This window comes from Mesocryomonas fontinalis (genome assembly GCF_055730125.2).
Genome location: NZ_JBUZWG020000005.1, coordinates 338,759 through 358,166, shown reverse-complemented (window position 1 = coordinate 358,166; position 19,408 = coordinate 338,759). Strand labels below are relative to the sequence as shown.

Below are 19,408 nucleotides of genomic sequence, written 5' to 3'. Positions count from 1 at the left end.
TCCTCCCGGCGCATACATAGAGCGATTTTCGCCTCTCGGGGTGCTGAAAGCGCGCTTCCCTCTTTTGCGGAGACCAGAGCATCTTTCGCCGGGATCGTGAATTCGCCAATCGCAGGGGGCCGCTGCGTCGACGCCGTCTGCGTCAGTATGCGCCCCCTGGGATGCCCACCGATGCCCGCCGATGCCGGTAATTCGCCGCTGGCGCAGGTTTCCAGCCACGCCCGCATCGGCTAGTTTGCGCGGCAACACGAGGGGGCACAGAATGAGCATCACCAATATCTTCGGACACGTCGTCGCGCTGGTCGGCGCAGCGGCGATCCGGCTGCGCAAGTTCGAGGGCAGCGACCATGCACAGGCCATGGGAACCGCGCCGTCGATCCCGGCAGCCAAGCCGCAGGGCATCCCGACGCTGAAGATGCCGACGGCCAAGGGCTGGACCGGCAACCAGACGCCGGTCGCCGCTCCTGGCCTGAAGGTCAACACCTTCGCCACCGGCCTGAAGCATCCGCGCTGGATCCACGTCCTGCCGACCGGCGAAGTGCTGGTGGCCGAGGCGATGGGCGACAACGGCCCGATCAAGACCGCCTTCGACTACGCGATGTACGCAACGATGAAGCGCGCGGCGGCCGTCGGCGTCAGCATGAACCGCATCCTGGCGTTCAGGGATGCCGATGGCGACGGCGTGGCGGAGAGCTCCAACGTCTTTCTCGAGAACCTGAACCGCCCCTTCGGCATGGCGCTGGCCGGCGACACCTTCTACGTCGGCAATACCGATGGCGTCATGGCGTTTCCCTACACCCCGGGCGCCGGCAAGATCACCGGGACGGGCAAGCGCCTCTCGACCTTCAAGCCGGGCGGTCACTGGACGCGCAGCCTGCTCCTCAGCCCGGACGGCCAGAAGCTCTATGCCGGCGTCGGCTCGCTCAGCAACATCGGCGACAACGGCATGGAGGCCGAGGAAGGCCGGGCGGCGATCTACGAGTTGGATTTGGCCGCCGGCACCAACCGCATCTTCGCCGGCGGCCTGCGCAATGCCGTGGGCCTCGCCTTCGAGCCGACGACCGGGGCGCTGTGGACTGTCGTCAACGAGCGCGACGGCCTCGGCGACGAGACGCCACCGGACTATCTGACATCGGTGAAGGATGGCGGCTTCTACGGCTGGCCCTATTGCTACTGGGGCCAGACCGTCGACGGCCGGGTGCCGCAGGACACGGCGAAGGTCGCGAGCGCGCTGACGCCGGACTATGCGCTCGGCGGCCATACCGCTTCGCTCGGCCTCTGCTGGATGCCGGCCGGAACGCTGCCGGGCTTTCCCGACGGCATGGTCATCGGCCAGCACGGTTCCTGGAACCGCTCGACGCTCAGCGGCTACAAGGTCATCTTCATCCCGTTCGAGAACGGCAAGCCCTCCGGCCCGCCGCGCGATATCCTCTCGGGCTTCCTCGCCCCGGACGAGAAGGCATCCTATGGCCGCCCGGTCGGCGTGGCGATCGGCCCGGACGGTTCGCTGCTGGTGGCGGACGATGTCGGCAACGTCATCTGGCGGGTAACCGGCGCGGCGTGACAGGCACGGCCTGACGGGTCATCCGGATCCGTCAGGCCATGCTGATGAACGACGCGCGAGCGTCGTCAGAGTGCCGATGTGAGAAGACGAGACGCTCAACGGCCGGGGCCGCCGCCTGCATCAGTTGGCGAGGATCATCTCCGACGGCGCGGTCAACTTCCACACCACTCCCGACGGCGCATAAGCCATCTCGACCTCGCCGCCGAGGGCGCGCGCCGTCATCTTCTGCGTCACCAGCGTGCCGAAACCGGAGCGCTTCGGCGGCACCACCACGGGCCCGCCGATCTCGCGCCAGGTAAGGCTGAAGGCGGGCGCGAGCGTCCAGTCGATGCGCACATAGCCCTCGTTGACGGACAGCGCGCCATATTTGGCGGCATTCGTCGCCAGCTCGTGCAAGGCGAGGCCGATGGTCTGCGCCGCCGTCGGGCTGAGGCGGACGCTGGGTCCATGTCGCTCGATCTGGCCGCCCTTGCCGGCGCCAAAGGCCTTCAACTGGGTTTCGACCAGGCCATCCAGTGCGGCGCTCTCCCAGCCGCCGTCGGAAAGGAGGTCGGCCGAACGGGCGAGCGAGCTCAAGGCTTCCGACAGCGTGTCCAGGAACTCATTGGTGCTCGCGCTTTCCTTGGCGGCCCGTCGCGCGATGGCGGCGATGAGCGCGTACTGGTTCTTGGCGCGGTGGGTCATCTCGCGCATCAGAAAGCGGTTCTGCTCTTCGGCCTCCCGCCGTTCGCGCGAAGAGTGCGCCAGGATCTTCGAGACCTCGGCGATTTCCTCGATATTGGTCTGTACCGGCAGCGCCGGCTCGCCCTTGCCGATCGCCTGGGCCTGCTTGGCCAGATGGCGGATGGGCGAGGCAACGCGGCGGCCGAAGAAGAAGGCCAGTCCGACGCAGAACAGCAAGAGCACCACGCCGGTGCCGACCAGCATGAGCCAGGAGCGCATGATCGGCCGGCCGATGACCGAGTCGGGGACGGCGACGCGGGTCGTCCAACCCGTCAGGATCGAGCCGTAGGACGCCTCGATCAGGTCGGGGCCGAGCGCATCGCCGAGCGACCCGACGATCGAAGGGTTTTCGAAGGGCGTCTGGCTTTCGCGCATGCGGCCCTCGGTGGCCAGAGCGGCGATGACCCGGTTGCCCTGGCGGTCGGTGATCATCGCCGTCCACGTCTGCGGCAGGTTGCGGTCGGCAATGACCGAGCGCAGATCCTTCGCGCGCTTGGCGATTGCCAGGACGTAGATCACCCGGTCGCCGCGGATCACCGGAACCGCGATGTGGAAGGCCTGCTGGTCGGGTGCCGCGCCGATGATGTCGGAAATATAGGGGAGGCGGGTCCGGAACACCATTTCCGCCGCGCGGGCATCGGTGGTGCCGGTCAGCGGCTCGGAGAGCGGCACCCGTGTGTCGACGACGACGCGCAGCGCTGGGTCGATCAGCAAGGCGTCGGTCTTGGTCGAGGCGAGGGCTGCCGACGCGCGCCGGTGCATCTCCGCCAGGTCGTCCTCGTTGACGAAGGCCGATGCCGCCAGCACCTTGGCGGCGGTCATGAGGCCGTAGATCTCGCGGTCGACCGCGTCGGAGATGATTTCGGCGGTATCGGAGACCTGGCCGGCGGCGATCTCCTTCTGCTGCGACGAGAATTGCAGGATCAGGAAGGCGCTGAACACCAGCGCGGGGATCAGCACGATCAGCGCGAAACCGGCGAGATGCACGAGGAGCGGCGGCCGGCGCAGAAGCCGGGAAAGGCGGTAGGACCAGGTCCGGGCAACCCGCGGCCGTGCCGTGTTGATCTCTATCGTCATGTCCAGATCAGCCGCCGAAACGGCTTTACCGTCCGGGCGCTCCAATTTCACGTCGTTTGTCGCGGGCATCGGGTCGTCATACCCGTTCGCCGCGTGGCTTCCAAGCTCAGCGATCCGGCTTCGCCACGGAACGGGTCACGAGAGGGTGTGTCTGCTGCGAGGAGGGTGGTGCGAACCATCCTCCCCGCAAGCTTCCGTTCTGCGCCGAGGGCTCAGGCGAACTGCGCGAGGCCCGGCGTGGTGGCGATGACGCGGTCGACGGTTTCATCGCCGGCGTTCGCCTTGGCGTAGGTGATCAGCTCGGAGGCGATCATCCGGATCTGGCCCATGTCGAGGCCAAGGCCCATCAGCTTGGCACCCAGCGCCATGATCCCGCCGCCGAAGGCTCCCATGACGCTGCCGAGCATGCCGCCACCGCCGCCGCCGGCTGCAGCGATCGCCTCGTTGGCGCCGGGTGTCTCGGCGATCATCGTCTCGACTGCGGGGTCAGTGCCCTCGGCCTTCATGTAGGCCAGGATATGCCCGACGGCTTCCTTTGCCTTCTCCTGCGTCAGGCCCGTTTCCGCCGCGATGCGGTTCAATACTTCTTCCATCGGTAAACCCTCCTTGATCCCGCGCCGCCGCTGATCTGCGGCCTGTTCGGCATGGGCGGACCATTGCAAAGCGCCGAGAAAGAGGCAATCGGCAAAACCGCCTTGCCTGGCACCCGATGAGGGTCGGCGCATTGTGTCCGTGCGGGCGCTGGGCATAGTAGGCGCGAAGAGATGGGAGGGGCACATGCTCGAAGACGGCAAGATTTTCCTGGGATCCAGCCAGGCTCCCGACGGCGCGATCAAGCAGGGCGAATATCTCGACCTGAAGCTCGCCAACCGGCATGGCCTCGTCACCGGCGCCACCGGGACCGGCAAGACGGTCACGCTGCAGATCCTCGCGGAAGGGTTTTCCGAGGCAGGCGTGCCGGTGTTCTGCGCCGACATCAAGGGTGACCTCTCCGGCATCGCGGTGCGCGGCGAGGATAAGGACTACCTGGTCGCCCGCGCGGCGGCGATCGGCCTCGATCCCTATTATCACGACGCCTATCCCACGGTGTTCTGGGACATTTTCGGTGAGAAGGGGCACCGGATCCGCGCGACCGTTGCGGAAATGGGGCCGCTCTTGCTGGCGCGGCTGATGAACCTCACCGACGCGCAGGAGGGGGTCCTCAACATCGCCTTCAAGATCGCCGACGAGGAAGGGCTGCTGCTGCTCGACCTCAAGGACCTGCAGGCCATGCTCGGCCACGTCGCCGAGAATGCCGAGGAGATCTCGCGGCTCTACGGCAACGTCGCCAAGCAGTCCGTCGGCGCCATCCAGCGCTCGCTTCTGGTGCTGGAGCAGCAAGGCGCTGCCGATTTCTTCGGCGAGCCGGCGGTGAAGATTTCCGACCTGATGCGCACCGACCGCGACGGCCGCGGCTACGTCAACGTGCTGGCCGCCGACCGGCTGATGCTCAATCCGCGGCTCTACGCGACCTTCCTGCTGTGGCTGCTGTCCGAACTGTTCGAGGAACTGCCGGAGATCGGCGATCCCGAAAAGCCAAAGCTCGTCTTCTTCTTCGACGAGGCGCATCTCCTGTTCGACGGGGCGCCGAAAATCCTGACCGACCGGATCGAGCAGGTGGTGAAGCTGATCCGATCGAAGGGCGTCGGCGTCTACTTCGTCACGCAGAACCCGCTGGACCTGCCGGACTCGGTGCTGGCGCAGCTGGGCAACCGGGTGCAGCACGCGCTGCGCGCCTATACGCCGCGCGAGCAGAAGGCGGTGAAGACCGCGGCCGAAACCTTCCGCCCGAACCCGGAATTCGACTGCTTCGCCGCGATCACCCAGCTCGGCGTCGGCGAGGCGCTGGTGTCGACGCTGACCAAGGGCGGCGTGCCCTCGATGGTCGAGCGGACGCTGATCCGTCCGCCGGCCGGGCGCGTCGGGCCGATCAGCGACGACGAACGGGCCGAGGTGATGCGCCAGAGCCCAGTCGCCGGCCTCTACGACGTCACCATCGACGCCGAGTCGGCCTATGAGATGCTGGTCGGGCGTGCGGCAGCGGAGCTGAAAAAGGAAGAGGAGCAGCGGCGGGCCGAGGCCGGAGCCAAGGCGACCGCCAGCCGTGAGGTGTCGGAGCGCCGTGCCGAGGGCGCAAGGCAGCGCGCCGAGGAGGCGGACGCCCGTGCGGCCGAGGCGCGCGACGCGCCGCCGGCCCGCACGCGCACCGGGTTCCAGCTGCCGGACTTCGGCCTCGGCGGCGGCGGGCGCGACGACGCGCAGGAGGTCGAGGAGGAGCGGGACGCGCCGGTCGCGCGCCGCTCGGCGCCGCGCCGGCAGTCGTCCGGCTACCAGCGCCAGACGCTGACCGAGACGGTGATGAAGCAGGTCGGACGCACGGTCGCCTCGACCGTCACCAGCGCCATCCTGCGCGGGGTGCTCGGGAGCCTGAAGCGCGGAAAATAGACGGTTCCCCGCGTCGACCTCTGCCGCTCCGCATCCGCAGATCCCATATCGGGGGTCTATGGAAAGAAGGATAACGCTCGCATGAGATCGACGCCCACCGCCTACCTCCTCTGGCTCGGCTGCCTGATCGGCTTCTGCGGGCTGCACCGCTTCTACCTCGGCCGGCCGTGGACGGGTCTGTTGTGGCTGCTGACCTTCGGCCTTCTGGGCATCGGCCAGATCGTCGACCTCTTCCTGGTGCCCGGCATGGTCCGGCAAGGCGAGGTCGAGCACCGGCTGTCAACGATCGAGCGGGAGCGGCGGGCGGGATAGCCTGGCTCTACCAAGGTGCAAGGCCGCCAGCGGTCGAATGAGAAAAGGCGGGATCCGAGGATCCCGCCTTTTCTCATTTCAATCAGTCAGATGCCGGGCCCTGCTTGGAAAGGCAGAACCCGTGCTCAGACCATGCCGTTCTGGATCACGACGACTGGTGCACCGTTCGGCACCCGCTCGTAGAGATCGATGATGTCGTGGTTCATGAAGCGCACGCAGCCGGACGAGACGGCAGTGCCGATCGTCCAGTATTGCGGCGTCCCGTGCAGGCGGTACAGCGTGTCCTTGCCGTTCTGGAAGAGGTAGAGCGCGCGCGCGCCGAGCGGGTTCAACAGGCCGGGATCCATGCCGACATTGCGGTACGGTTCGAGTTCCGGCTGGCGGTCGATCATCTCGTTCGGCGGGGTCCAGCGGGGCCATTTGCGCTTCCACTGCATGACGGCGCGCCCGCTCCAGGAGAAGCCGTCGCGGCCGACGCCGATGCCGTAGCGCATGGCGCGTCCGCCCGGCTCGGTGAAGTAGGCGTAGAAGTGGTTGGTGTCGATCACCACCGTGCCCGGGGCCTCGCCCGTGGGATCGGCGACCTCCTGGCGGAAGAACCGGGGATCGACGCGCTTCGGATTGATGCCGGGGATGAGGTAGCCGCCGTCTTCGATCGGGCCATACATCGAGAGGGAACCGCCGTATTCCGGCTGGACCGCGCCATCATAGCTGCCGAGGATCCGGGCCCGCGGGCCGGTGGTGCAGCCGGCCGCCAGGGCCGTTGCGCCGAGCCCGAGGCCGAGCAGGAGATGGCGGCGCGAGATGCCGCGGTCGAGGAGCTTGTCGTTCATGGTCTGCCTGTCATGGGAAGATCGTCCTCCCGGCCGGGAGAATCACAGGCAACCGACGTCGCCCGATTTTGCAGCCTGAACAAGGCAGTGAAGCTGAAGGTTGCGCTGTCAGGACGCTTTGCCCGGACTGTGGTCGAGAGGCAACACCTTCCGGTCAGATCCGGGCGGCGAGACCGGCGAGATCCGGCAGGACGAGGGCGGGCGGCAGGTCCAGATATTCGTCGGGCGCCTCGTTGCGGTTGATCCAGACCGTTCGAAAGCCGAAGCGGGTGGCGCCGGCGATGTCCCAGCGGTTGGAGGACTGGAACGAGACGGCGTCAGGATAGACCCGGTAGGCGGTGGTCACCAGTTCGTAGACCTCGGCGGCGGTCTTGTAGCGCCCGACGTCCTCGGCCGAGAAGATGTCGTCGATGAGATGGTCGATGCGGGCCGCCCGCACCGCCCGCACCAGCATCTCGCGCGAGCCGTTCGACAGGATGGCGAGCCGCGTCCCGCGCTCCTTCAGCTTGCGCAGCGCCTCCGGCACTTCGGCAAAGGCGTCGAGGTCGCGGTAGGCCTCGAGGAGCCGCGCGCGCAAGGCCGGATCGGCCGACGGCAAGGTCGCGAGGGCATAGTCGAGCGCCTCTTCGGTCAGCGTCCAGAAGTCCCGGGCGCCGTCGCCCATCAGCGTCCGAACCCAGGAATATTCGAGCTGCTTGCGGCGCCAGACTTCGGCCAGCGGGCCGCCCGCCGGGCCGAGTTCGGCTGCATGGCGGGTAACGGCGGCGCCGGTGTCGAACAGGGTGCCGTAGGCGTCGAAGACGAAGATCGAATGCACAAAGCTACTCCCGAACGGCATGCGCTACTCCCGAACGGCATGCCCTGGCGATTGTCATAGGCCGATCGACGCCGAGGGGAAGGCTTTGCCTGTCCGGCCCGGCGTGGCATGACGGCACGGCGCCGTCGGACCGGCGATCCCTGCGCGGCTTTCCGGCCGCAGCACGAAAGGAAGACCATGGCCTCGCCCCTCAGCCGCACCTTCACCTTCCTCGACGGCGAATGGCTTGAAGGCAATCCGGCGATCGTCGGCCCGCGCAGCCATGCGATGTGGCTCGGCAGTTCGGTGTTCGACGGCGGGCGCTGGTTCGACGGGCTGGCGCCGGACCTCGACCTTCATGCCGAACGCGTCAACTATTCCGCGACGGCCTTGGGGCTGCAGCCGACGATGACGGGCGCGGAGATCGTGCGTCTCGTCCAAGAGGGCCTGCAGCGTTTCGACGGCGAGACGGCGGTCTACATCCGCCCGATGTACTGGGCCGAAGAGGGTGGCTACATGGGCGTTCCCGCAGCGCCGGAATCGACCCGGTTCTGCCTCTGCCTCTACGAATCACCGATGATTTCGCCTGCCGGCTTCTCGCTGACGGTGTCGCCCTTCCGCCGGCCGACGCCGGAGACGATGCCGACCGCCGCAAAGTCCGGCTGCCTCTATCCCAACAATGGTCGCGCGATCCTGGAAGCGCGCGGTCGGGGCTTCGACAACGCGCTGCTGCGCGACATGATCGGCAATGTCGCGGAGACCGGCACCTCGAACGTCTTCATGGCGAAGGACGGCGTCCTCTTCACGCCGATCCCGAACGGCACGTTCCTCAACGGGATCACGCGCCAGCGCATCATCAGCCTGTTCGAGGCGGATGGCGTTGGGGTGGTCCAGCGCAGCCTGACGGTGGAAGATTTCCTCAGTGCCGACGAGATCTTCTCGACCGGCAATCATTCCAAGGTCGTGCCGGTGACCCGGATCGAGGACCGCGCCTTGCCGGCCGGGCCGTTTTACGAGCGCGCACGGGAGCTGTACTGGCAATTCGCCCGGGCGACGGCGCCGCTCGCAGCCTGATCGCGTGACCGGAACTTCGTCGCTCACGCGCGAATGCGCATGGCCTTCCGGCCGCAACACGCTAACTATGCCCTCGTGATTGGCGCGGACGGTCCCTGACACGGGCCACGTCCGCCGTCTGACCCCTTAAGGAGACCATCATGGCTTTCACGCTTCCCGAGCTGCCGTACGACTACGAGGCCCTTCAGCCTTACATGTCCAAGGAGACCCTCGAGTACCATCACGACAAGCACCACAACGCCTATGTCGAAATGGGCAACAAGCTCGCCGCCGAAGCCGGCATGGCGGATGCTTCCGTCGAGGAAGTCGTGAAGGCCTCTTTCGGCAAGAACCAGCCGCTCTTCAACAATGCCGCCCAGCACTACAACCACATCCATTTCTGGAAGTGGATGAAGAAGGATGGCGGCGGCAAGAGCCTACCGGGCAAGCTGCAGACCGCTATCGATAGCGACCTCGGCGGCTACGACAAGTTCAAGAACGACTTCATGGATGCCGGCAAGGGCCAGTTCGGCTCGGGCTGGGCCTGGCTCGCGGTCAAGGACGGCAAGCTCTCGATCATGAAGACCCCGAACGGCGAGAACCCGCTGGTGCATGGCGCCGAGCCGATCCTCGGCGTCGACGTCTGGGAGCATTCCTACTACATCGACTACCGCAACGCGCGGCCGAAGTACCTGGAAGCCTTCGTCGACAACCTGATCAACTGGGATTACGTGCTCGAGCGCTACGAGGCCACCGGCGTCTGATCGCCTCTCACCGGATCAAATTCCCGACCCCGCCGCGCAGCCTTGCGCGGCGGGGTTTTTCGTTTCCGTGCGCGGAGAAATTGTCCGTCACGGCGAGTTGAGAACGATTCCAGATTGCGGATGACGGCGATCTCCCCTCCAATGGCGGGAGGCTCGCTGGTGCGTGCGTGCAATGGAGAACGATGATGAAGATTAACTCTCTTGCCTTCGCCTGCCTCGGCATGCTGGCCGTCGCGCCGCTCGTACTGCCGGCTTCGGCCGAGAATCTCGACGTCATCAAAGAGCGCCAGACCGCCATGAAGACGATCGGCAAGGCGGCGAAGGCCAGTGGGCAGATGCTGAAGGGCGACAAGCCCTTCGATGCAGCAACCGCTGCCGCCGTGTTCACCGACATGCAGGCCTCCGCCGCGAAATTCGGCGGCCTTTTCCCGGAGGACAGCAAGACCGGCGGCGAAACCGAGGCTGCGCCGGCGATCTGGCAGAAGCCCGAAGAGTTCAAGGCCAAGCTGACGAAGTTCCAGGGCGACATCGCCGCCGCCATCGCGGCCAAGCCAGCCGACCTCGACAGCTTCAAGGCGTCATTCCAGACCGTGTCCGCCAACTGCAAGAGCTGCCATCAGGAATTTCGCGTCGACAAGTAGACTGGACGCGCCTGAGGTGTCAGGGCGCCGTTGGCCGAGGCCGATCGGATAAAGAGGCAGTCGCTGTTGTTCCCGCGGGCGACGCCCTTGGCGTTGTCGGTCGCAGGCGGACGGCGACGGGCTGGACGGAGCGGGCGGGCTGTACCGGCTATGCGCCCGGTGGCCGGGTCGATGACGAGGCGGGCAGAGGAGCGTCGATAGGGTGAAGCGTTTTCTTCTCGTCTCGGCCGGCATCCTCGTTCTCGCCGGCGCCGGCTTCTATGCTCTCACCATGCCGCAACGGCTGGAGGCTGCCTCGCTCGTCGACGAGGCGACCGGAGATGCGGTGAGGGGGCAGGCGGTCTTCTGGGCCGGCGGCTGCACGTCGTGCCACGCGGCCCCGAAAGCCGAGGGCGAGGTCAAGCTGCAGCTGGGCGGCGGCGAGCCGCTGGTCACGCCTTTCGGCACCTTCCATGCGCCGAACATTTCGCCCGACAAGGCCGACGGCCTCGGCGACTGGACCTATGCCGACTTCGCCAATGCCATGCAGCGCGGCATCGCCCGCGACGGCAGCGCGCTCTATCCGGCCTTTCCCTACCCGTCCTATGTCCGCATGGCGCCGCAGGATGTCGCCGACCTCTGGGCGTTCCTGAAGACCGTTCCGCCGGTCTCGGGCGCGGCGCCGGCGAACGAGCTGACCTTCCCGTTCAACATCCGGCGTGGCGTGGCAATGTGGCAGCGCGTGTTCCTCGATCCCGCCCCGGTAGTGACGCTGGCCTCGGATGCCCCGGCGGCGGTGAAGCGCGGGCAGTATCTCGTCGAAGGCCCCGGCCACTGCGGCGAGTGCCACACGCCGCGGCAGTTCGGCGGCGCGGGCGGGCTCGACAAGGCGAACTGGCTCGGCGGTGCGCCGAACCCCGCCGGCAAGGGCCGGGTGCCGAACATCACCCCTAGCGGCAGCACCAAGGACTGGTCGCAAGAAGATCTCGTCACTTATTTCGAGACGGGCTTCACGCCCGACTACGACTCCGTCGGCGGCAGCATGGTCGAGGTCCAGGCGAACCTTGCCAAGCTGCCAGCGGCGGACCGCGAGGCGATCGCGGCCTATCTAAAGGCGGTGCCGGCGATCGGCGGGTAGGGCAGCCCTTCTAAGGCCGGTCATGGCATCCTTGCGGAGGTGAATTCCCGCAAGAGGCGCGAATGCGGGTTGCGCAGATTCAGCTCTTGCCCATCACCAGCAGCGAGAAGGCGTAGATATAGGCGATCTCCTCCAGGCGGGCGAAGCGGCCGGAGGCGCCGCCATGGCCGGCGTCCATGTTGGTGCGCAGGAGGAGCAGGTGGTCGTCGGTCTTCAGCGCCCGGAGCTTCGCGACCCACTTCGCCGGCTCCCAATAGGTGACGCGCGGGTCGGTCAGGCCGGCGAGCACCAGCATTGGCGGGTAGGCTTTCGCGACGACGTTGTCATAGGGGCTGTAGCTGGCGATGCGGTCGTAGTCGGCCTCCGAGGCCAGCGGGTTGCCCCATTCCGGCCATTCCGGCGGGGTCAGCGGCAGCGTGTCATCGAGCATGGTCGAGAGCACGTCGACGAAGGGCACCACCGCCACCACGGCGCCGAACTTCTCCGGCGCGATGTTGGCGATCGCCCCCATCAGCATGCCGCCGGCCGAGCCGCCCTGCGCGACGATCCGGTCGTGCGAGGTGAATTTTTCGGCGACCAGATGGTCGGCGACGGCGATGAAGTCGGAGAAAGTGTTCTCCTTGTGCTCACGCCGACCGGCGGCATACCAGGCGAACCCCTTGTCCTTGCCGCCGCGGATGTGGGCGGTGGCCCAGACGAAGCCGCGGTCGACGAGGCTCAGCGCATTGGTCGAGAACGAGGCAGGGATGGATATGCCGTAGGCGCCGTAGCCGTAAAGCATCAGCGGCGCCGTGCCGTCGAGAGCGACATCCTTGCGGTAGAGCAGCGACACCGGGACGCGCTCGCCGTCGGCCGCGGTGGCGAAGATGCGGCGGGTGACGTAGTCCGCGGCGTCATGACCGGACGGCACCTCCTGCGTCTTCAGGAGGGTGCGCTCGCGCGTCGCGACGTCGTAGTCGAAGGTCTGCGACGGCGTCGTCATCGAGGAATAGGTGAAGCGGATCACCGTCGTGTCGAACTCGTAGGTGCCGGACAGGCCGAGCGAATAGGCCTCCTCGTCGAAGGCAACCGCGTGCTCCTCGCCATCCGACAGGCGCTTGACGACGATCCGCGGCAGGCCGTCGCGGCGCTCCAGCCAGATCAGGTGCTCCTTCAGCACCATATGGCTGAGGATCAGCCGACCATCCTCGTGCGGGACGTAGTCCGTCCACTCGGCGCGGCGGGAGGCATCGACGGGGGCGGTGACGATCTTGAAGTCGCGCGCGCCGTCGGCATTGGTGAGGATGTAGAGGGTGCCGTTGGCCTCGTCGACGTCGTATTCGACGCCGGTCTCGCGCTCGGCGAGAAGCCGCGGCTCGGCCGCCGGATTGAGCGCGGGGATCAGCCAGGCCTCGGAGGTCTCGTGGTCGTGGATGTGGATCACCACGTATTCGCCCGACTGGGTCTTGCCGACGCCCATGAAGAAGCCGGTATCGGTCTCCTCGTAGATCAGCGCATCGTTCGAGGGATCGTCGCCGAGCCGGTGGTAGTGGACCCGGCTCGGGCGATGGTTGCTGTCGAGGCGGGTGTAATAGAAGCCGCGCGACTTCGCCGACCAGACGACGCCGCCGCTGGTATCCTCGATCCGCAGCGGCTGGTCCTCGCCGGTGGCGAGATCGCGCAGCGCGATGGCATAGAATTCGGAGCCCTTGTCGTCGGCCGACCAGGCGAGCCATTTGTGGTCGCTCGAATGATCGACGCCGCCGAGCGAGAAGTAGCTGCGCTCGGCTGCTTCCTTCTCGGCATCGAAGATCACCGTCTCGTCGCCCAGGCTGCCACCGCGCGGACGGCGGATGTAGCGTGGATACTCGGCGCCTTCGCGGTAGGCGACGCCGTATTCGAACGCGCCGTCGGGCGCGGGGACGGAACTGTCGTCCTCCTTGATCCGCCCGCGCATCTCGGCGATCAGCGCTTCGCGCAGTGCCGCGGTCGGTGCCATCGCCGCATCCTGATAGGCGTTCTCGGCCTCGAGGTAAGCGCGGATGGCCGGGTCGAGCACCGAGGTGTCCTTGAACACCTCCTGCCAGTTGCCGGCCCGCAGCCAGGCGTAGTCGTCCTCTCTCGTGCGGCCGTGTTGTTCGAACCGCTCGGGCCGCTTTTCGGCCTGCGGGGCGGGCATTGCCGGAGGCGATACGGCGGAAGCCGGGGAGGCGGCGGTTTCGATCTTACGGAGCAAGGCGATAATCCTGACAAGGGGCCCGTCTGTGAACGAACCGGGATGAAGCTCTGAGAGAAGAGGCCGTCGGCGACTTTGCCCACATCAAGGGCGCCGGCGCTAAGTTCTGCCCGCGTAGGTAAGCGCGCCGGGCGGGCCTCGCAATGAGGGGGAGTAACCGGTCTATGGCGCGGGCAGGCTCGCTTTACCGGTCGCGAGGAAATGCGGGTTGGCAAAGTCCGGCAGATCGGACCGGCCGCGCTGGCCATAGCGCATCTCGCCGCCGCCGATTTGCCGAACACTGCCACCGGCCGCGTTCAGCAAGGCGTGGCCTGCAGCGATGTCCCATTCCATGGTGCGGCCGAGGCAGGGATAGAGGTCCGCCGCCCCCTCGGCGATACGGCAGAATTTTAACGACGAACCGACCGGGATCACCGCTTCCAGCGACAGGCCATTCAGGTAGGCATTGGTCTCCTGCGTGCGATGCGACCGGCTCGCTAGGGCCAGCAATCGGTTTGGTCCCCGCCGCGCGCCGATGATCTCGGGATCGGTCCAGTCGCCGTTGCGCAGGCGCCGCGATTTGAACGCGCCTCTGGCACTGCCGACGTAGAGCTCGTCGAAGGCCGGCGCGAGGATGACGCCGCAGACAGGGATCCCACCCTCCACCAAGCCGATGTTGACGGTAAAGTCGGGCAGGCCTGCGACGAATTCGCGCGTGCCGTCGAGCGGATCGACCAGGAAGAAGCGGTCGCCGAGATCGGGGGGGAGATGTCCCTCGGCGATCTGTTCCTCCGCGACGATCGGGATGTCGGGGAAAGCGTGGGTCAGCGCGTCGACGATCAGCCGCTCGGCCGCCCGGTCCCACTCCGTCACCGGCGAGGCATCGCGTTTCGTCTCATGGTCGAGTTCACCGCCAAATCCAGACAGGACGATTTCGGCAGCCGCCTTGGTGGCCGCCACCAGGAAGGGAAGGTCGCTGTCCGGATCGAAATGCCGAGGGGTCATGGAGTTCTCCGTGTCCCCGTTGGTCGCAAATCGGGCGGCAAAGGTAAAGCGACCGGCGGTCGTACAACTCTTCCGCTGTCCTCGGGCGGTGCGGGAAAGGCTGTGCCGGCGCGAAGGCTTGCGCTAGAAAGGCGGGATGCAGAAAGCGTTCCGATCCGTTCTGATCATAGCCGCCGGCCTATTCGGCATGCTGGGCGTCGGCGGTGCTGCCGTTGCCGCGCATGGTGGCGACGACCGCTTCGTGGCCATCGCCGCCGCGATCGCCCTGGTGCACGCGCCGGTTCTCCTGGCGCTGGCGGCGCTGCCGCGCGATCTCCTGCGGTGGCGCGGGGCCTCCGGCCTCCTTCTGATCGTCGGGACGCTGCTGTTCTCCGGCGACCTTGCCGCGCGCCGCTTTCTCGGCGACCGGTTGTTCGAGAATGCGGCGCCGGCGGGCGGCATGATCCTGATCGGTGGATGGCTGCTGGTGGTAATCGGCGCGGTGCTGGCAGCGGCCACGCCCAAAGGGCAGAGGCAGTCGAGGGAGCGCGACGATGCAGGGATTTGACCAGAGCCTGTTCGCCGGCCAGCGGGTGGTGATCACCGGCGCGGGACGCGGCATTGGCGCAGCGGTCGCGCGCGGCTTCCTCGCCTGCGGGGCGAACGTCGTCGCGCATGTCGGTCGTACGGAGGAATATGTCGCGCGGGACCTGACGCCGGGCCTGAGCACCGAGGCGCTCGGCCGGCTGCGCGTGCTGACGGCGGACCTTTCCGTCCCCGGCGGCGGCAAGGGGCTGGCGAGCGCGGTGCTGTCGGAAGGCGGCCCGATCCACGTCCTCGTCAACAATGCCGGGACGATGGGCGGCCGGGTGCCGGCCGAGGAAACGCCTGCGGCCTATGATGCCATTCTCGATCTCAACATCCGCGCCACGGTGGCGCTGACGGCGGCGCTTATCCCCCGCCTTCGGGACGCCAGGGCGGCATCGATCGTCAACACGGTGTCGATTTCCGCGCGCACCGGCGGCAGCGCCGGCTCCTCGCTCTATTCAGGCGCCAAGGCCTTCGTGTCGACCTGGAGCCGTGCGCTGGCGCGGGAACTTGCACCCGACGGCATCAGGGTGAACGCCGTCTCGCCGGGCACGATCATGACCGACTTCCACCGCCGCTATTCGTCGGAAGAGAAGCTGCAGGCCACGGCGAAGGCGATCCCGCTGCAGCGCCTCGGCACCGCCGAGGAATGCGCGCCGGCCTATCTCTACCTCGCGTCCAGCCTTTTGTCCGGTTACGTCACCGGGCAGGTGATCGAGGTGAATGGCGGCCAGTTCATGGGCTGAGGCCGGCGGCATCGGCCGCCGGCGCAAGGCCTTGGCGTCAAGTCTCTTGTGGCGCCGGATCAGACGGCGGCGATGACGATCACTTCGACGAGGTAGTCCGGCGTTGCCAGCTTGGACTCGCCGGTGGCGCGCGCCGGCGGGTTGGACGGATCCACCCAGGCGTCCCAGACCGCGTTCATCTTGCCGAATTCGGCGATGTCGGCGAGCCAGATGGTCGCGCTCAGGATCTTCGACTTGTCCGTGCCAGCGGCGGCCAGCAGCCGGTCGACTTCGGCAAGCGCGGTCTTGGTCTGCGCGGTGACGTCGTCGCCGGCGTTTCCGACCTGGCCGGCGAGGTAGACGGTGTCACCGTGGACGACGGCGCCGGACATGCGCGTGCCCGGCTCGATGCGGCGAATGGTCATTCGGATAATCCTTCTGGAAGGGGGACGCGCCTCCTTAACAGGGGAGCGCGTGACGGTGAAGCCGGAATGCGGCACACCGGCAGAGGCTTGCCGGGGCAGGCGCCGACCGGCGCACCCGCTATCGCTCTGGTTGGTGTGGCTGCCTTGGCTTAACCAACCTGCAGCTTTACCCATGATGTAATTTGTTGATGGTGAACTATTTCAGCGGATGGAAGAGTCGCGTGCCGGCTTGCCGGAAGCGTTCAGCAGGTTGCAGTGCTGATTTTCAGCCTGCGCGTTTATCAAGATGAAAATCTTTACTCGTTTCATGCTTCAAATATTGGAGCGAGTAAATTGGTAGGTTGTTAATGACCGGTTGCTATAAGATTCCTGGTCATTTCGGGCGGTTTTGCTTGGTCCTTGAGATGAGCGCATTCGCCGCGCGCGGTTGTCAGTGACCCTGGCGGGACGCCGGCAGACAGCCCGACAACAGATCCAGGCCGATCCCCGGTATCCGGGTGAGATGCGGTCCAACAGGAAAGATCCGAGACGATGACTGTTCCTCTCACGCGCCGGCATCTCTTGGCGATGGCCACCGGCGCGGCGCTTTGCGGCCTTGGCCCTCGCGCACAGGCTGCCGAACTCGGCAAGCCCCAGGGGAAGCCGGTGCTGCACATCGGCGGCAAGATCGGCTTGCACAATGTGGATGACGAGGCGGTCTTCGACATCTCTATGCTGGAAGCTTTGGGCACCCGCAGCTTCCAGACGAAAACGCCGTGGACCGATGGCGTCGCCACCTGGGAAGGTGTGCCGATGAGCGTCTTGATGAAGGCGGTCGAAGCTTCCGGCTCCACCATCCGCACGACGGCGTTGAACGATTACGTTGCCGACATGCCGATGGCGAACCTTGCGGACGAAGGCTCGATCCTGGCCATTCGCCGAGACGGGGAATTGATGCCGGTCAGCAACAAAGGACCGCTCTTCATCGTCTATCCTTTCGACGACGCAACCGAACTTCAGCGACAGAGCTTCTATATGCGCTGCGTCTGGCAGATCGCCCGGATGGACATCCTCTAGCCTGATCGTCCGGAGCAAGGTGCGGCATGGCCCGGATTGAAGACAGGTGGGAACTGCCGCTGCTGGTGTTGACGGCGGGGCTCGGTATCGTCGCTGCGGCGATGCTCCTGTCGAGCACCCGGTACATCCAGCGCATTGCCACCTCGTCCGAGAACAACGTCATCTACGAGGTCATGGCGACCTCGCCGGAACTCGCCCGTCTTCAATCGACCGTCGCCGCGCGGTTCCTGCCGGGATCGACGATCACCGATGACGATGTCGCGCTGCGGTTCTCGATCCTCGAGAACCGCATGCAGGTGCTGCAGACCGCCGAGTCGCGCAAGGTTCGCCAGGATAGCGAGGAGGCCAGCGACCTGATCCAGCGCTTGCGATTGGCCGTCGCGGCCGCCGCACCGAAGATCGCAAATCTTCGCAGCGCGGAGGACGCGGTCGATGTCCTGACGATCTTCGAGCCTCTCAACCGGCAAGCCACACGGCTGGCGTCGCTGACGACATCGTCGGCGGCAACCCGAATCGCTGACAACGAGCACAAGCTCGTCTACATTCTCTGGCTGCTGCTGGGGAACATCTTCGGCTTGCTCGCCTGCGGCATCACCGTGATCGCGCTGCTGCGGCGGGCGCGGCGGCGGGCGCGCAAGAGCGCCGGGATCGATGTGCTGACGCGGCTGCCGAACAGGCTGGCGTTCAACACCGTGCTGGCCGCCGAATTCCAGGCCGCAAAGCCACGCGATACGCTGGCCGTGCTGACGTTCGACCTCGACTTCTTCAAGGACGTGAACGATACGCAAGGCCATGCCGCCGGCGACCAGTTGCTGATGATGGTGGCCGCACGGTTGCGGCCTGTCCTGTCCGACGCCGTGCTGTTCGCGCGGCTGGGCGGAGACGAGTTCGCGGCGATCTATCGCTGCCCGAACGCGTTGGCGGCCGCGGAAGCGTCGGCACAGCGGATCGGGGCAGCTTTCGGGGCGCCCTTCGCCGTGGCGCAGAAGATGCTCGTCTCCGGTGGCAGCATCGGGATCGCGGTGGCCAGCCCGGAGGACCGAGATCCCGACGAGTTGCTGCGGAATGCCGATCTCGCGCTTTACGCCACCAAGGGCGCGCGGCGCGGGGGGTACCAGGTCTACGAGCCGGGGCTGAAAGCCGCCTACCTGGCGCGCCAGACGCTGATCAGCGACTTCGACGTCGCGCTGGCAGAGGATCAGTTCGAGGTCTACTTCCAGCCGATCATCGTGCTGGACACCCAGCGCACCAGCGGCTTCGAGGCCTTGCTGCGCTGGAACCACCCGTCGAGGGGCTGGGTGCTGCCGGGCGAGTTCATCGGGATCGCCGAGGAGACCGGCTTCATCCTGCCGGTCGGGCGGTGGATCATCGACCGGGCCTGCGCGGTGGCGTCCGGCTGGCCAAAGGATGTCGGCATTGCGGTCAATCTGTCGGCGCGGCAGTTCGTCGATCCCCATCTGCGATCCTGTGTGCTCGATGCCTTGACCCGTCATGCGCTGAAGCCGGAACGGCTGACCCTGGAGATCACCGAGTCGGCGCTCCTGCAGAACGACCAGTCGGTGCTCGCCACGCTGAATGCCCTGCGCGAGGTGGGCGTGAGGATCGCGCTCGACGATTTCGGGACGGGCTATGCCTCGTTGAGCTACCTCACGCGCTTTCCCTTCGACGTCATCAAGATCGACCAGTCCTTCGTGCGAGGCGCCTCGCCTCGCTCGAACGAGGCCGTCATCATCCACGCCATCTGCGATCTTGCCGGCAAGCTCGGCATGTCGACGGTGGCGGAGGGCATCGAGACCGCCGAACAGCTGGCCATGGTTCGCGCCGCCGGGTGCACCGAAGGGCAAGGCTACCTGTTCGACCGGCCGATGAACGGGGTGCAGGCGGCCGAACGCCTGGCGCGCGAGGCGGAGCTGTCGGCGCCGAGAATGCTGAAGTGCCGGCCCGTTTGATCCTCGCCAGTTTCCTCATGTGTATCGGGTTCATCATCGGGGATCCGATGCTGGATCAGCGCTGGAAACCGCTGTAGACCGACACGCTCTTGCGTGAAGGTTCCGGATGAAGCCGTCGTCTCT

General features: G+C 66.6%; 18 protein-coding genes. 11 read left to right on the top strand and 7 right to left on the bottom strand.

Annotated elements, in window-relative coordinates:
- The first annotated feature begins 262 nt into the window (after positions 1 to 262).
- Positions 263 to 1,564 carry a PQQ-dependent sugar dehydrogenase gene (locus ACZL02_RS14880; protein WP_472936722.1) on the top strand — a complete coding sequence of 434 codons (1,302 nt, stop codon included), beginning with the start codon at positions 263 to 265 and terminating at the stop codon, positions 1,562 to 1,564.
- 120 nt (positions 1,565 to 1,684) lie between these two features.
- Here ACZL02_RS14880 and ACZL02_RS14875 read toward each other — a convergent pair whose 3' ends face one another.
- Together ACZL02_RS14875 and ACZL02_RS14870 are read right to left on the bottom strand one after the other, a co-directional pair.
- Positions 1,685 to 3,364 carry an HWE histidine kinase domain-containing protein gene (locus ACZL02_RS14875; RefSeq protein ID WP_472936723.1) on the bottom strand — a complete coding sequence of 560 codons (1,680 nt, stop codon included), beginning with the start codon at positions 3,362 to 3,364 and terminating at the stop codon, positions 1,685 to 1,687.
- Between the two features lie 212 nt (positions 3,365 to 3,576).
- Positions 3,577 to 3,957 (bottom strand): hypothetical protein, encoded by a 381-nt coding sequence (locus tag ACZL02_RS14870; RefSeq protein WP_472936724.1) that lies wholly within the window; start codon positions 3,955 to 3,957, stop codon positions 3,577 to 3,579.
- A 184-nt stretch (positions 3,958 to 4,141) separates the two neighbouring features.
- On the opposite strand from ACZL02_RS14870, the gene ACZL02_RS14865 reads away from it, so the two are divergent.
- Positions 4,142 to 5,848 (top strand): helicase HerA-like C-terminal domain-containing protein, encoded by a 1,707-nt coding sequence (locus ACZL02_RS14865; protein ID WP_472936725.1) that lies wholly within the window; start codon positions 4,142 to 4,144, stop codon positions 5,846 to 5,848.
- An 81-nt stretch (positions 5,849 to 5,929) separates the two neighbouring features.
- A complete protein-coding gene (locus tag ACZL02_RS14860; RefSeq protein ID WP_472936147.1) occupies positions 5,930 to 6,160 on the top strand; it encodes an NINE protein in 231 nt (76 codons plus the stop codon).
- Positions 6,161 to 6,285: 125 nt separating this feature from the next.
- Here the strand turns inward: ACZL02_RS14860 and ACZL02_RS14855 are convergent, their stop codons facing one another.
- Both ACZL02_RS14855 and ACZL02_RS14850 read right to left on the bottom strand, forming a co-directional pair.
- Positions 6,286 to 6,993: a L,D-transpeptidase gene (locus ACZL02_RS14855; RefSeq protein ID WP_472936726.1), complete on the bottom strand. Its 708-nt coding sequence runs from the start codon at positions 6,991 to 6,993 to the stop codon at positions 6,286 to 6,288.
- A 154-nt stretch (positions 6,994 to 7,147) separates the two neighbouring features.
- Positions 7,148 to 7,831, bottom strand: coding sequence for a haloacid dehalogenase type II (locus ACZL02_RS14850; protein WP_472936727.1), 684 nt, complete (start codon positions 7,829 to 7,831; stop codon positions 7,148 to 7,150).
- 156 nt (positions 7,832 to 7,987) lie between these two features.
- Here ACZL02_RS14850 and ACZL02_RS14845 point away from each other — a divergent pair, with 156 nt between their 5' ends.
- The 4 genes from ACZL02_RS14845 to ACZL02_RS14830 all read left to right on the top strand — a co-directional run bounded on the left by ACZL02_RS14845 (position 7,988) and on the right by ACZL02_RS14830 (position 11,364).
- Positions 7,988 to 8,863: a branched-chain amino acid aminotransferase gene (locus ACZL02_RS14845; protein WP_472936728.1), complete on the top strand. Its 876-nt coding sequence runs from the start codon at positions 7,988 to 7,990 to the stop codon at positions 8,861 to 8,863.
- 140 nt (positions 8,864 to 9,003) lie between these two features.
- A complete protein-coding gene (locus ACZL02_RS14840; protein ID WP_472936729.1) occupies positions 9,004 to 9,606 on the top strand; it encodes a superoxide dismutase in 603 nt (200 codons plus the stop codon).
- Between the two features lie 185 nt (positions 9,607 to 9,791).
- Positions 9,792 to 10,247: a c-type cytochrome gene (locus ACZL02_RS14835; RefSeq protein ID WP_472936730.1), complete on the top strand. Its 456-nt coding sequence runs from the start codon at positions 9,792 to 9,794 to the stop codon at positions 10,245 to 10,247.
- A 202-nt stretch (positions 10,248 to 10,449) separates the two neighbouring features.
- Entirely contained in the window at positions 10,450 to 11,364 is a 915-nt protein-coding gene (locus ACZL02_RS14830) for a cytochrome c (RefSeq protein ID WP_472936731.1), read from the top strand.
- A 79-nt stretch (positions 11,365 to 11,443) separates the two neighbouring features.
- On the opposite strand, the gene ACZL02_RS14825 is transcribed toward ACZL02_RS14830, so the two are convergent.
- Complete coding sequence (locus ACZL02_RS14825; protein WP_472938085.1) at positions 11,444 to 13,522, bottom strand: S9 family peptidase; 2,079 nt, start codon at positions 13,520 to 13,522, stop codon at positions 11,444 to 11,446.
- A gap of 219 nt (positions 13,523 to 13,741) precedes the next feature.
- A complete protein-coding gene (cysQ, locus tag ACZL02_RS14820; RefSeq protein WP_472936732.1) occupies positions 13,742 to 14,563 on the bottom strand; it encodes a 3'(2'),5'-bisphosphate nucleotidase CysQ in 822 nt (273 codons plus the stop codon).
- Positions 14,564 to 14,699: 136 nt separating this feature from the next.
- On the opposite strand from cysQ, the gene ACZL02_RS14815 reads away from it, so the two are divergent.
- Complete coding sequence (locus ACZL02_RS14815; protein WP_472936733.1) at positions 14,700 to 15,110, top strand: DUF423 domain-containing protein; 411 nt, start codon at positions 14,700 to 14,702, stop codon at positions 15,108 to 15,110.
- Positions 15,097 to 15,876 carry an SDR family NAD(P)-dependent oxidoreductase gene (locus tag ACZL02_RS14810; protein WP_472936734.1) on the top strand — a complete coding sequence of 260 codons (780 nt, stop codon included), beginning with the start codon at positions 15,097 to 15,099 and terminating at the stop codon, positions 15,874 to 15,876. Before ACZL02_RS14815 ends, ACZL02_RS14810 begins: the two co-directional genes overlap by 14 nt.
- 59 nt (positions 15,877 to 15,935) lie before the next feature.
- Here ACZL02_RS14810 and ACZL02_RS14805 read toward each other — a convergent pair whose 3' ends face one another.
- Positions 15,936 to 16,280, bottom strand: a complete 345-nt coding sequence (locus ACZL02_RS14805) for a RidA family protein (protein WP_472936735.1) — start codon at positions 16,278 to 16,280, stop codon at positions 15,936 to 15,938.
- A 567-nt stretch (positions 16,281 to 16,847) separates the two neighbouring features.
- On the opposite strand from ACZL02_RS14805, the gene ACZL02_RS14800 reads away from it, so the two are divergent.
- Positions 16,848 to 17,336, top strand: coding sequence for a putative pterin-binding protein (locus tag ACZL02_RS14800; protein WP_472936736.1), 489 nt, complete (start codon positions 16,848 to 16,850; stop codon positions 17,334 to 17,336).
- Between the two features lie 26 nt (positions 17,337 to 17,362).
- Complete coding sequence (locus ACZL02_RS14795) at positions 17,363 to 19,285, top strand: putative bifunctional diguanylate cyclase/phosphodiesterase (RefSeq protein ID WP_472936737.1); 1,923 nt, start codon at positions 17,363 to 17,365, stop codon at positions 19,283 to 19,285.
- Positions 19,286 to 19,408 lie beyond the last annotated feature (123 nt).

What these genes read in the sequence shown, in the direction of transcription:
- cysQ (WP_472936732.1), bottom strand. Translation starts at nt 14,563, where the DNA reads ATGACCCCTCGGCATTTCGATCCGGACAGCGACCTTCCCTTCCTGGTG.
- ACZL02_RS14815 (WP_472936733.1), top strand. Translation starts at nt 14,700, where the DNA reads ATGCAGAAAGCGTTCCGATCCGTTCTGATCATAGCCGCCGGCCTATTC.
- ACZL02_RS14835 (WP_472936730.1), top strand. Translation starts at nt 9,792, where the DNA reads ATGAAGATTAACTCTCTTGCCTTCGCCTGCCTCGGCATGCTGGCCGTC.
- ACZL02_RS14870 (WP_472936724.1), bottom strand. Translation starts at nt 3,957, where the DNA reads ATGGAAGAAGTATTGAACCGCATCGCGGCGGAAACGGGCCTGACGCAG.
- ACZL02_RS14805 (WP_472936735.1), bottom strand. Translation starts at nt 16,280, where the DNA reads ATGACCATTCGCCGCATCGAGCCGGGCACGCGCATGTCCGGCGCCGTC.
- ACZL02_RS14795 (WP_472936737.1), top strand. Translation starts at nt 17,363, where the DNA reads ATGGCCCGGATTGAAGACAGGTGGGAACTGCCGCTGCTGGTGTTGACG.
- ACZL02_RS14840 (WP_472936729.1), top strand. Translation starts at nt 9,004, where the DNA reads ATGGCTTTCACGCTTCCCGAGCTGCCGTACGACTACGAGGCCCTTCAG.
- ACZL02_RS14800 (WP_472936736.1), top strand. Translation starts at nt 16,848, where the DNA reads ATGGCCACCGGCGCGGCGCTTTGCGGCCTTGGCCCTCGCGCACAGGCT.
- ACZL02_RS14810 (WP_472936734.1), top strand. Translation starts at nt 15,097, where the DNA reads ATGCAGGGATTTGACCAGAGCCTGTTCGCCGGCCAGCGGGTGGTGATC.
- ACZL02_RS14880 (WP_472936722.1), top strand. Translation starts at nt 263, where the DNA reads ATGAGCATCACCAATATCTTCGGACACGTCGTCGCGCTGGTCGGCGCA.
- ACZL02_RS14875 (WP_472936723.1), bottom strand. Translation starts at nt 3,364, where the DNA reads ATGACGATAGAGATCAACACGGCACGGCCGCGGGTTGCCCGGACCTGG.
- ACZL02_RS14850 (WP_472936727.1), bottom strand. Translation starts at nt 7,831, where the DNA reads ATGCCGTTCGGGAGTAGCTTTGTGCATTCGATCTTCGTCTTCGACGCC.
- ACZL02_RS14845 (WP_472936728.1), top strand. Translation starts at nt 7,988, where the DNA reads ATGGCCTCGCCCCTCAGCCGCACCTTCACCTTCCTCGACGGCGAATGG.
- ACZL02_RS14825 (WP_472938085.1), bottom strand. Translation starts at nt 13,522, where the DNA reads ATGCCCGCCCCGCAGGCCGAAAAGCGGCCCGAGCGGTTCGAACAACAC.
- ACZL02_RS14855 (WP_472936726.1), bottom strand. Translation starts at nt 6,993, where the DNA reads ATGAACGACAAGCTCCTCGACCGCGGCATCTCGCGCCGCCATCTCCTG.
- ACZL02_RS14865 (WP_472936725.1), top strand. Translation starts at nt 4,142, where the DNA reads ATGCTCGAAGACGGCAAGATTTTCCTGGGATCCAGCCAGGCTCCCGAC.
- ACZL02_RS14860 (WP_472936147.1), top strand. Translation starts at nt 5,930, where the DNA reads ATGAGATCGACGCCCACCGCCTACCTCCTCTGGCTCGGCTGCCTGATC.